General features: G+C 52.9%; 11 protein-coding genes. 8 read left to right on the top strand and 3 right to left on the bottom strand.

The features are described from left to right. From metH to INT22_RS14005, 4 genes are all read left to right on the top strand, one after another. Positions 1 to 2,505, top strand: a 2,505-nt coding sequence (gene metH, locus INT22_RS14020; protein WP_226912740.1) for a methionine synthase, incomplete at its 5' end; no start/stop codon positions are given. Continuing rightward, entirely contained in the window at positions 2,505 to 3,821 is a 1,317-nt protein-coding gene (locus tag INT22_RS14015; RefSeq protein ID WP_193060436.1) for an MATE family efflux transporter, read from the top strand. The genes metH and INT22_RS14015, both read left to right, overlap by 1 nt. Positions 3,822 to 3,958: 137 nt before the next feature. Beyond that, positions 3,959 to 5,617, top strand: coding sequence for a nitrite/sulfite reductase (locus tag INT22_RS14010; RefSeq protein WP_089038372.1), 1,659 nt, complete (start codon positions 3,959 to 3,961; stop codon positions 5,615 to 5,617). Next, entirely contained in the window at positions 5,604 to 6,149 is a 546-nt protein-coding gene (locus INT22_RS14005; RefSeq protein ID WP_193060435.1) for a DUF934 domain-containing protein, read from the top strand. The genes INT22_RS14010 and INT22_RS14005 overlap by 14 nt, the downstream gene beginning before the upstream one ends. Positions 6,150 to 6,265: 116 nt before the next feature. On the opposite strand, the gene smrA is transcribed toward INT22_RS14005, so the two are convergent. Then, entirely contained in the window at positions 6,266 to 6,856 is a 591-nt protein-coding gene (gene smrA, locus INT22_RS14000) for a DNA endonuclease SmrA (RefSeq protein WP_089038370.1), read from the bottom strand. 121 nt (positions 6,857 to 6,977) lie between these two features. Here smrA and INT22_RS13995 point away from each other — a divergent pair, with 121 nt between their 5' ends. Genes INT22_RS13995 through INT22_RS13985 form a run of 3 tightly spaced genes read left to right on the top strand, consistent with a single transcriptional unit; the run spans position 6,978 to position 8,511 of the window. After that, positions 6,978 to 7,448: a gamma-glutamylcyclotransferase family protein gene (locus INT22_RS13995; RefSeq protein WP_193060434.1), complete on the top strand. Its 471-nt coding sequence runs from the start codon at positions 6,978 to 6,980 to the stop codon at positions 7,446 to 7,448. A gap of 47 nt (positions 7,449 to 7,495) precedes the next feature. Further along, positions 7,496 to 8,122 (top strand): NAD(P)H:quinone oxidoreductase, encoded by a 627-nt coding sequence (wrbA, locus tag INT22_RS13990; protein WP_125747878.1) that lies wholly within the window; start codon positions 7,496 to 7,498, stop codon positions 8,120 to 8,122. Continuing rightward, positions 8,119 to 8,511, top strand: a complete 393-nt coding sequence (locus INT22_RS13985; RefSeq protein ID WP_193060433.1) for a DUF2069 domain-containing protein — start codon at positions 8,119 to 8,121, stop codon at positions 8,509 to 8,511. Before wrbA ends, INT22_RS13985 begins: the two co-directional genes overlap by 4 nt. Before the next feature lie 29 nt (positions 8,512 to 8,540). On the opposite strand, the gene INT22_RS13980 is transcribed toward INT22_RS13985, so the two are convergent. After that, a complete protein-coding gene (locus tag INT22_RS13980; RefSeq protein WP_193060432.1) occupies positions 8,541 to 9,233 on the bottom strand; it encodes a cytochrome b/b6 domain-containing protein in 693 nt (230 codons plus the stop codon). A gap of 237 nt (positions 9,234 to 9,470) precedes the next feature. On the opposite strand from INT22_RS13980, the gene pdxH reads away from it, so the two are divergent. Further along, positions 9,471 to 10,115 carry a pyridoxamine 5'-phosphate oxidase gene (pdxH, locus tag INT22_RS13975; protein WP_038484211.1) on the top strand — a complete coding sequence of 215 codons (645 nt, stop codon included), beginning with the start codon at positions 9,471 to 9,473 and terminating at the stop codon, positions 10,113 to 10,115. A 120-nt stretch (positions 10,116 to 10,235) separates the two neighbouring features. On the opposite strand, the gene INT22_RS21085 is transcribed toward pdxH, so the two are convergent. Beyond that, on the bottom strand, positions 10,236 to 11,323 hold a 1,088-nt coding region (locus INT22_RS21085; protein ID WP_226912739.1), incomplete at its 5' end, for a GNAT family N-acetyltransferase.

Genomic DNA, 11,323 nt, shown 5'->3' with positions numbered 1-11,323 from the left:
ATTATCGACATCAACATGGACGAAGGCATGTTGGAGTCCCAGGAAGCGATGGTTCGTTTCCTTAATTTAATCGCTGGCGAACCCGATATCGCTCGCGTTCCGATCATGATCGACTCCTCTAAATGGGACATCATCGAAGCGGGCCTTAAGTGTGTTCAGGGCAAAGCGGTTGTTAACTCTATCTCGCTGAAAGAAGGTGAAGCCGCGTTTCGCGAGCAAGCCACCAAATGTCGCCGCTTTGGCGCCGCCATTGTGGTCATGGCGTTTGATGAAGAAGGCCAAGCAGATACCTTTGCGCGTAAAACCGAAATTTGTGAACGCGCCTACCGCTTACTAGTCGATGACATTGGCTTCCCTGCGGAAGATATTATTTTCGACCCTAATATCTTTGCTATCGCGACCGGCATAGATGAGCACAATAACTACGCCGTCGATTTCATTGAGGCTACCCAGTGGATCCGTGAGCACCTGCCTCACGCGATGATCTCCGGCGGCGTATCGAACGTCTCGTTTTCATTTCGAGGCAATAACCCCGTTCGTGAAGCCATTCACTCGGTATTCCTTTACCACGCCATTCGTGCAGGCCTCAGCATGGGCATCGTCAATGCGGGCCAATTGGCGGTTTATGATGACTTACCCACTGAGCTGCGTGATGCGGTAGAAGACGTCGTGCTCAACCGCCGTAGCGATGGTACCGAGCGGCTGCTTGACCTTGCCGACAAGTACAAGGGCGATGGCAGCGGCGCCGCCAAAAAAGAAGACCTGGAGTGGCGCAGTTGGCCGGTTAATAAGCGTATCGAGCATGCGTTGGTTAAAGGCGTAACTGCATATATAGAAGAGGACACCGAACAGGCTCGCGCCGAGGCCGCTAGGCCCATCGAGGTGATCGAAGGCCCGTTAATGGATGGTATGAACGTGGTTGGCGACCTGTTTGGTGCCGGCAAAATGTTCCTACCCCAGGTAGTTAAGTCGGCTCGCGTCATGAAGCAGGCGGTTGCCTATCTGATTCCCTATATCGAAGCGGAAAAAAGCGAAGAGACCAAGGCCAAAGGCAAGATCGTAATGGCCACGGTTAAAGGCGATGTTCACGATATCGGCAAAAACATTGTCGGCGTGGTACTGCAGTGTAATAACTACGAAGTCATCGACCTTGGCGTGATGGTGCCTACCGAAAAAATTCTTCAGGCCGCCCAAGATCACAATGCTGACATCATTGGACTTTCAGGACTGATCACCCCATCGCTTGATGAGATGGTGCATGTTGCTAAAGAAATGAAGCGCCGGGGCATGGATCTGCCGCTGCTCATTGGTGGTGCCACTACCTCCAAAGCCCATACAGCCGTAAAAATTGAGCCACAATACGATCACCCCGTGATTTATGTAACCGATGCCTCCCGAGCGGTTGGCGTCGCGGGCCGTTTACTGGCGCCGAACCTTAAAGCCGCCTACGTTGCCGAGATTCGCGAAGAGTACGAAAAAGTGCGCGAGCGTAACGCCAAACGCCGCCCTAAAGCCGCAGACCTGGACTATACCCAAGCCCGTAAACGGCGCTTTCGCACGGATTGGAACAGCTTTACTCCAGTGAAACCTCAGGTGTTGGGTCTCAAAACCTTCGATAACTACGACCTTGAAGAGCTGGTTGAACGCATCGATTGGACACCGTTCTTTATGAGCTGGCAGCTTGCTGGCAAGTACCCCAAAATCCTTGAAGACAAGGTGGTCGGGGAAGCTGCACGCAATTTGTTTGCAGATGCCAAAGTGATGCTGCGCAAGCTAATCGACGAAAAGCGCGTTCAGGCGCGCGGCGTCATTGGCTTGTGGCCCGCTAACAGCGTCGATGACGATGTCATTGAAGTGTATGCCGATGAAAGCCGCACCGAGATCGTTGAGCGTTTGCATCACATTCGTCAGCAGACCACCAAAGGGCGTGATGGGATCTGCTACAGTCTGGCGGATTTTATTGCGCCTAAAGAGAGCGGCAAAGCCGACTGGATCGGTGGTTTTGCCGTTACCACAGGCCATGGGGTTGATGAACTTTCTAAAGCCTATGAAGCAGCTGGTGACGATTACAATGCCATCATGGTGCAAGCATTAACCGACCGTTTAGCAGAAGCGTTTGCCGAGCGCATGCACGAGCGCGTGCGCAAAGAGTTCTGGGGCTATGTGCCGGAAGAGACGCTGGATAATGACGCGCTAATTGCCGAGAAATATCAGGGTATCCGCCCTGCTCCCGGCTACCCAGCCTGCCCTGACCATACCGAAAAGGCCACGCTGTTCCGGTTGCTTGATGCGACGGAAAATACCGGCTTGGCACTGACCGAAAATTTTGCCATGTGGCCTGCGGCGGCGGTCTCTGGCTGGTACTTCGCACACCCCCAGTCCAAATACTTCTCCACCGGAAAAATCACCCGGGATCAAGTGGAAGCGATTGCGCAACGCAAGCAGATGCCATTAGTGGAAATGGAACGCTGGCTATCGCCAGTGCTCTCTTACGACCCTAGCTAATGTCAGCAGTGGGCCGCCGCCAAGGTAAGGTCATGCGCTTAGCCTTACCGATCATGCTGGGCATGCTCTCACAGAGCATGCTCAACCTTATTGATGCTGCACTGGTAGGCCATTTAGGCCAAGAGGCATTGGCAGGTGTTGGTATCGGCGGCTATGCCATGTTTATGATGACGGCGCTGGTTTTTGGCCTCTCTTCCAGCGTCCAGTCGCAAACCTCTCAAGACCTGGGCGCAGAACACTTCCCGCTAACACGCTCACTTCACTCTGGCTTGCTGATCGCCGTTATGGTCGGCATTCCATTATCGTGTCTCGCGTGGTGGCAGGCTCCCCGGTTAATACAGCTAATGACGCCAGCAGATGACGTGACGGCGATTGCCGTGGAGTATTTCCGCTGGCGCGTTGTATCGTTAGCCGCGATTGCCCTGACACTTTGCTTTCGCGGTTACTGGAACGGGCGGCAACACACGCACCTTTACCTGCGTATTATCGTCATTGTGCATGTGTTCAATGTGGTCGCTAGTGCAGGATTAATTTATGGCATTGGTGGCCTACCGGCGCTGGGTGCCAATGGTGCAGGTATGGGCACGACGCTTTCGCTACTGCTGGGGCTGATTATTTGGGCTTGCGTGACCTATAACGCCCACGCACTTACCCGACAGAAGCTGACATTGCGCTCATTACAGACCACACTATTTTTGGCTATCCCACACTCACTGCAACAAGTATGGTTTGCCGCCGGCTATGTGGTGCTGTTCTGGCTATTAGGTAGGATGGGCACGCAGAGTGTCGCTGTGGGCCATGTGCTAGTGAATCTATCGTTGCTACTTATTTTACCTGGCGTCGGGGTGGGTGTGGCGGCAATGAGCTTGGTCGGTGAAGCATTAGGGCGCGATGATCAACAGGCAGCACACCGCTGGGGAATCGACGCATTAAGCGTCGCTGGCTTGCTGCTGACAGTGTTGGCACTCCCTATGCTGTTGTTCCCGGCCACTGTTCTGGCTATTTTTTTTGAAGATCACTCACTTATTCAGTCAGGTACTCTTCCCTTACAGATTACTGGCTTAATGATAGTGCTGGATGCTGCCGCATTGGTGCTGGCCCAAACGTTAATGGGCGCTGGCGCTCAGCGAACAGTGATGTTGCTTACTTTGAGCATGCAGTGGCTAGTGTTTCTGCCACTGGCCTGGTGGGTAGGCATTGAGTTGGAATATGGGCTACTCGGTGTATGGCTAGTGCAACTTTTCTACCGTGCGCTCAACTCCAGCAGCTTCTTATGGGTGTGGCAGCGTCGACGCTGGCTAGCTCAAACGCTATGACTATAAACCTCAAATACCATTTAGCGATAAAAAGATAATTATATATTCTTTTGTAGAATATGACGCCCGCGTTAAGGTGACGGCACATTACCGTCCGTCTCGACGTGACCATTTCGCTTTTAGCAGGATCGTGCCACATGTACCGTTATGATATTCACGACCAAACGTTGGTTGACGAGCGCGTCGCTCAGTTTCGTGACCAAATGGACCGCTACCGCGCCGGGCGTTTGGGAGAAGAAGAGTTTCGCCCGCTGCGACTCCAAAACGGCCTGTATATTCAGAAGCATGCGCCAATGCTGCGAATCGCCATCCCCTACGGCATGCTGGCGGGTAAGCAGCTTCGCGCGTTAGCGGAAATTACTCGGCGCTATGATCGTGGCTATGGCCACTTCACGACTCGGCAAAACTTGCAGCTGAACTGGCCAGCATTGGAAGACGTACCCGATATTTTGGCAGACCTCGCCAAAGTGCAAATGCACGCTATTCAAACTAGCGGAAACTGCATCCGCAATACCACCAGCGACCAGTTTGCAGGTATTGCCGGTGATGAAGTGGAAGATCCGCGCCCCTGGTGTGAGCTAATTCGCCAGTGGTCAACCTTACATCCTGAGTTCGCCTACCTGCCACGCAAATTTAAAATTGCCGTCAGCGGTGCCGCCCAAGATCGCGCAGCTATTCAAGTGCATGACATCGGCCTGCGGCTATGGCGTAACGAAGACGGTGACGTCCGCATTAAAGTGCTGGCAGGTGGCGGTCTTGGCCGCACACCGATGATTGGCGACGTGGTGCGCGAAGATCTTCCCTGGCAGCACCTCTTAACGTATCTAGAAGCATGTGTTCGCGTATACAACCAATTTGGTCGCCGCGATAACAAGTTTAAAGCACGTATTAAAATTCTCGTCAAAGCGCTCGGTATTGAAGAGTTTCGCCGCCGCGTTGACGAAGAGTGGGCGCATCTTAAAGATGGCCCGCAAACACTTAACCAAGCAGCGGTTGATGCGGCCAAGATTCACTTCCCTGAACCAGAGCGCCGTCCGGTTGCTGAGAGCGCCATTGCCGATTTCGAACAGCTACGCAGCGAAAATCGTAGTTTGGCCCGCTTTGTGACGAATAACGTCACCGACCACAAGGTCCCTGGTTATAAAGCGGTGACCCTTTCACTTAAGCGCCGCGAACACGCGCCTGGCGATGTCACAGCGGATCAAATGGAAGCCGTCGCCGACCTGGCCGATCGCTATAGCTTCGGTGAAGTGCGCGTGACCCACGAGCAAAACCTAGTGCTGTCTGACGTTCCCGTCGATGAGCTAGAGGCGCTCTGGAAAGAGCTTGATGCACTGGGCATGGCCAATCCAACCGTAGGTACGCTGAACGATATTATCTGCTGCCCTGGCGGCGACTACTGTGGCTTGGCCAACGCGGTCTCTATCCCCATCGCCCAAGCACTGCAGGAGCGGTTTGAAGACCTGGACTTCCTCTATGACCTCGGCCCGCTGGATCTGAATATTTCAGGCTGCATGAACGCCTGTGGGCATCACCACGTTGGCCACATCGGCATCCTCGGCGTCGACAAAAAAGGCGAAGAGTACTACCAAATCTCGATTGGTGGTAACTCAACTGACGATGCCTCGTTAGGTAAAATCCTAGGGCCCTCTTTCTACCGCGAAGACGTGCCGGACGTTGTCGATAAGGTACTGCAAGTCTATGTGGCCGAACGTCACGCAGACGAGCGGTTCCTCGACACCTATCGCCGTATTGGCTTAAAACCCTTTAAGGAGCGTGTTTATGCCCAGCAATGACACTCAGACTGACGCGGTTGAGCTCACGCCAGTACATGTCGACCATCTGATCGCTGATGGTGAACTGGCAGCAGAGAATGCCTGGTGTGTGTCCTATGACGCAGACACGCTCCCTGAACAGCGTCCCGCCTTTGTGCCGCTGGCACTCTGGCAAGCGAACCAGGACGATGCCGAGCTAGCACCGCTGCTTTCAAGTGATACCGAGTTAACCACGGAGCTTGGCCAGCAGCTAAGCCGTACCAGTGCGATTGCCATCGATTTCCCGGCATTTACGGATGGGCGTGGCTACACGCTTGCTCGTTTGCTTCGCGAACGCTACGGCTATACCGGTGAAGTACGTGCAGTCGGTGATGTGTTGGTCGACCAGTTGGATTACATGCGCCGCTGTGGCTTTACCGCCATGGCTCTGCGTGATGATCAGCATCCAGACGACGCTATCCGTGCGTTGAATATGTTTAGTGTTCGCTACCAAACCGATGTTGAGCAGCGCCAAGCATTGTTCGAACGCCGCCTGGCGGACACAAAGCAGTAACCGCAAACGATATCGAGATAGACGTAGAAAGATAGAAGTAGAGATAGAAACAGAAAGGGCAGCTTCTCGGCTGCCCTTTTTGTTTGATAAACAATTACTCGATAAACAATGGCAGGCTATCCGCGACGTTTTTGCTGGCGCTCACGGTTGTTAGCTTTGGCACGGTCACTTTTACGTAGCATGACCCAGGTGGCGCCAAGGCCACCCTCCGCAGGTTGCGCAGAAATATAAGCCTGCACTTCGTCGAACTGAGTAAGCCATTTAGCCAGATAGGAACGCAGGACATTCGCAGGACTATCTATTTCTCGCCCCCTCCCATGCACAATGAGCACAGAGCGAAGGTCGTGGAGGTAAGCTTCTTGAATAAACGGGAACAGCATTCTGCGGCACTCTGCCAGCGGCCGCCGTAGCAGATGTAGCTGGGCCTGAACACTGTAACCACCATGCTTCAGTTTATCGACCACTCCTTGCTGAATACCCTCCCGGCGGTATTCAATCGGATCAAAGGGCGGCAACAAGTCGACAAAATCATCGGATAAGAAATTACGCTCTTCCAGACGCTGCTCAGCACTTTCACGACGAGCAAGCTGGGCCTCTGTAGGCCGCTGGCGCTGGGTACCTGTATCTGCGCGGTTATGCTTGGGTAACGGCTTTACATCGCCGACCAACGCACTGAAATCCATCTCATCACGAAGTGATTGATTCATAACAGGCTCCTCTGACAGGGTCTAATGCCTCTATCCTAGCAAACCCGCCGACATTGCTTAAGACTTGTTTTCATTAACATCTAACGCCACGCTGATAGCCAACATTATCAAAGGAGTGGGCATGGTTTGGTTAAAACGTTTGATCGCGTGTAGCGCAGCACTACTAATCGGTGCCGCAGGTTGGCTTTGGCTGACAATGCTGAGCCCGTGGTTTTACGAGCGCCCCTCCCACTTGCCAGTCATTGAAGAACGAACCCACAGCGTCTTCGTCTATGGCACGCTGCGCTATCTCCCTGTGCGCTGGGTGGTGATGGGCAGTTCAGGCAACCCACAACCAGCACGTCTTGAGGGCTTTAAAAAACAAGGCCTGGACTTGACTCCCGATACCCATAGCCATGTAGAAGGGTTACGGTTAGAAGTCACTGCGGATCAGCTATTGCGCTTGGATCGTTATGAGCGCTTGGGTATTCGCTATGAGCGGGTCAAACAAACGCTGGCGGATGGTTCAATTGCCTGGGTTTATCTACGCCTGCCCGCATTTAGCCAATTGCGTAACGCATCTCCTGTACAACCGGTAGCTCTGGTACCATAAGCAGACAACGCAGTGCCCTCTTTACGTCGTTATTTCTAGGATACCTCATGAGTGATTCCACGCCGTTTGTTTTAATTCTTTACTATTCGCGCTCAGGAGCCACTGCGGATATGGCAAGGCAAATTGCAGCAGGTGTCGAAAGCATTACGGGGATTGAAGCGCGGCTGCGCACCGTCCCCCCTGTCTCCACAACCTGTGAAGCCGTTGACCCCGAAATTCCAGCGGAGGGAGCAGTCTATGCAGACCTCGAAGATTTGCGCAACTGCAGCGCGTTGGCATTGGGTAGCCCTACGCGTTTTGGCAATATGGCGGCACCGCTTAAGTATTTTCTAGATACCACCAGCAGCCTATGGATGAATGGCGCATTGATTGATAAACCTGCCTGTGCATTTACCTCCACTTCCAGCCTTCATGGGGGCCAGGAAAGCACGTTGCTCACCATGCTCATTCCGTTACTGCATCACGGCATGGTCTACGCCGGCATCCCCTATAACGAGACCGCCCTTCTTAGTACCCAAACCGGTGGCACGCCCTATGGGGCTAGTCATGTTGCCGGTGCGCGTAGTGACCGCTCTGTCGACGAGCATGAGCGTGCACTGTGTCTTGCTCAAGGCAAGCGGTTAGCCAAGCTTGCGCGAGCACTGCATACAATGCGCCAGGAGGACGCAGTATGAGGCAGTGGTTAGAAGGTCTTGAGACTCGCCATGGACTCGATAAGCTCACGCAGCAAGCAAGGCAGTTAGTCCTCGTCAGCTTTGTCATTCTGCTGCTGCTTGTTGTCTATCGTGGCTTTTTTATTCAAGGTGATACCTTTAACTGGCGTCCAGTGGTCGCGTTTGTGCTGCCACTCTTGCTATTCCTACCCTCGATCATTGGTCAGCGAGCCAGAGGCCATGCCTGGTTAGCCTTTGTTAGCCTACTGTACTTCACGCAGGGCACTATGCTGGCAACCCTACCCGGCCAAGGCGTTCGCGGTGTGCTGGAAGCGCTTGCATCCCTGGCCCTATTTACTGGCTGCATGGCGTACGCGCGTTTTCGCAGCCGTCAACAGCGCCAAGCATAAGCTTAGCTACCCTCTGTTTGCTAAAAACATCAGTAGGGATAAAACCACAGCCAGCCACAAACGCCCGCCGCAACTAAAAAAGCACCTAGCGCAAATAGGCGATGCTTAGTTCGGCGGGCAGGTTTTATATCAATCGGTTCACTATTGAAACGTTTGATTCCCGTCACCATCGCCGCGACTAAATTTTCTCCTTGCAGAGCATGCACAACGATGCCCGCAACATGGATTGCTATCAGGATAAGCAGCACATCACTATTGAGTGAATGCAAGCTGGCTAGCTCGCTACTTATGTCTCGGCCCAACAAACCGTAAAGCGGGCCCTGAAAGAAGATATCGTCACTCAAAAACAGCCCACTCACTGCCTGAAAACTCAGTGAGAGCAGCAGAAGCACCACCATCCACCCCCCCAAGGGGTTGTGGCTCGCATAGCGAGGTGCACGTCGCTTGAGCAGCGCATTTGCATAAATTGCCGTATTTTTTGGCCCATAAACAAACGTACTAAAGCGGGCATAGATAGGGCCTGAAACACCCCAGATCACGCGAAATATCAATAAACCAATAATCAGGTAGCCTGCTTGGGCATGAGCCTCAATCGGAAACAAAAACGGTGCGCCATTGGTTTTCGCGGTGTAAAACGAAATGGCCACCGCTGCCAGCAGACACCAATGGAATAAGCGTACAAAGACGTCCCAAACGGCCAGCTGTTTTCTTTCATTCTGCATTACGTTGCCCTTTATCTTCTATCCATACATTTTCTCATTTCTTCAATGTTTCTGATATAACGCATTACAGAGCACAGGCGACGCGTTATACAATCAAGCAACTTTGCATTACCCGTAACGCCATCAACCTCTCGGCTGGGCTTCCAAATAGAGCTTGTCAACAAAGCGTAGAGACAGGGCTTGAGCTTTACCGAAAGACCAGCGACCATGAACAAAATTTAAAGGGAGCAGTATTCAATGACACGCAATATAGCTGATATTAGGCGCGATTATGAAGGTGGCCGCCTTGATGAAGCCCAAGCCCCCGACAATCCCTTTGTGCTGTTTGATGAGTGGTTTAGCCTAGCGCTGGAAACGGAAGGACAAGACGGTAACGCAATGACCCTTGCTACGGTAGACAGCCAGGGGCGCCCCCATGCCCGTGTCGTTCTGCTCAAGGGGTTTGATGAGCAAGGCATGGTGTTTTTCACCAACTATCATAGCCACAAAGGTAGCGAGCTGAGTAACGTACCTTTTGCGGCCATCACCTTTTGGTGGCCTTCGCTGTCACGACAAGTGCGCATCGAAGGTCCCGTAGAGCAAGTGGCACAAGAGGAGTCTGATGAGTACTTCTCAAGTCGTCCACGTGGTAGCCAGCTGGGTGCCTGGATTGCTACCCAAAGCGTTGTGATCCCCGATCGCAATTGGATCGAAGAGCGGCAAAAACGCTTTGAACAAGCCTACGAAGGACAAGATATTCCGCGTCCGAATCACTGGGGTGGCTATCGAGTTAATCCTGAAATGATAGAGTTCTGGCAGGGGCAACCCAGTCGTCTTCACGACCGCCTGCGTTTTGAGCGGCGTGACGGCGGCGACTGGAGCCGCTTCCGCTTAGCTCCTTAATCAAGCAATTCATTAAGTTAGTCGGTTCTTAATTTAGACATTTCGTCACTCGCGTTTACCCATCCCATGAATGAGCCTGCCTCTTTTGAGGCAGGCTCATCTGGGTCAGAAGCAGCCTAGTCAGGCTGGGCTCTCTAACCGGTGACGCTGCCATTCACTTTCAGGCTCGTTCAACCTGAGCACGGCATCAATCACCTGCTCTTCCATGTTATAGCGACACTTAAAGCCCAAGTGCTTCATCAAGGCGCGCATGGGATGGTTATCGACCATAATTTTGCCGATCATTTCGAGCGTGCCAATGCTGGTGCAGTAATCGATCATCTTGTTCATTAACAGGCTACCAATACCCAGCCCCTGCAAGTCGTCACGGATAATAATCGAAAACTCCGTGCGAATATTATCAGGATCATTCCATACCCGAACGACACCCAACATCTCTTTACTCCCGTCATCGTGCTGATGTTCGGCAATAAAGGCCATCTGTCGGTCGTAGTTGATATGCGACAGAATCGACAGATCACGCTGGGTTAAGTTAGATTTATTGTGGAAGTAACGAAAACGAATACTCTCCTCTGATAACTGCCGGTGGAACGTCGTAATCAGCGGAGCATCTTCCGCGCGGATGGGGCGAACCTCTACCCGCCATCCATTTGTCAGCGTTACCCATTCACGTAGCTCTTCAGGGTAAGGCATGATGGCAAAACGCGCAGGCGGCCCTAAGTCCATGGCAAAATCCACGGCTAACATCCCATCACGGTTCAGCAACAAAGGATTGAGTTCAAGCCCTCTCAAGTCGACTAAGTCAGACGCCATTTGAGACAGCTTGACCAACAGCTGGCAGAGCCGCTGGATATCTCGTTCGGGGTCGGCCGAATGCTCGCGAATCAATGAAGCCGCATGGGTCCTGCCCACCACGTCAGCGGCCAAGCTCATGTTCAGCGGCGGTAGCGCAATCTGGCGGTCCGCTAGCACGTTTACTTTATAGCCACCTATCCCAAAAACAATCAGCGGACCGAATACAGGGTCACGCGTGATCCCGGCACAGATCTGCATTGAGTGTTTACCACGCTGCATTGGCTGCAAACAGTATTCGCGAATAGCATATTGAGGGAATTTCTCGCGTACCTTGTCGCCTAGCTGACGGATCCCTTCGGCCACTTGCTCCGGCGTTTCTAAATCTTGCAGTAGACCCGCGGATATTTTATGGG

Source organism: Halomonas sp. 3D7M (assembly GCF_014897885.1).
Classification (GTDB): Bacteria; Pseudomonadota; Gammaproteobacteria; order Pseudomonadales; family Halomonadaceae; genus Vreelandella.
Note: the sequence above shows the minus strand (reverse complement) of the source record. Positions and strands in the feature narration are given on the sequence as shown.

Coding starts and splice junctions, on each gene's coding strand:
- INT22_RS14005 (WP_193060435.1), top strand. CDS start 5,604: ATGCCCAGCAATGACACTCAGACTGACGCGGTTGAGCTCACGCCAGTA.
- smrA (WP_089038370.1), bottom strand. CDS start 6,856: ATGAATCAATCACTTCGTGATGAGATGGATTTCAGTGCGTTGGTCGGC.
- INT22_RS13980 (WP_193060432.1), bottom strand. CDS start 9,233: ATGCAGAATGAAAGAAAACAGCTGGCCGTTTGGGACGTCTTTGTACGC.
- INT22_RS13985 (WP_193060433.1), top strand. CDS start 8,119: ATGAGGCAGTGGTTAGAAGGTCTTGAGACTCGCCATGGACTCGATAAG.
- pdxH (WP_038484211.1), top strand. CDS start 9,471: ATGACACGCAATATAGCTGATATTAGGCGCGATTATGAAGGTGGCCGC.
- INT22_RS14010 (WP_089038372.1), top strand. CDS start 3,959: ATGTACCGTTATGATATTCACGACCAAACGTTGGTTGACGAGCGCGTC.
- wrbA (WP_125747878.1), top strand. CDS start 7,496: ATGAGTGATTCCACGCCGTTTGTTTTAATTCTTTACTATTCGCGCTCA.
- INT22_RS14015 (WP_193060436.1), top strand. CDS start 2,505: ATGTCAGCAGTGGGCCGCCGCCAAGGTAAGGTCATGCGCTTAGCCTTA.
- INT22_RS13995 (WP_193060434.1), top strand. CDS start 6,978: ATGGTTTGGTTAAAACGTTTGATCGCGTGTAGCGCAGCACTACTAATC.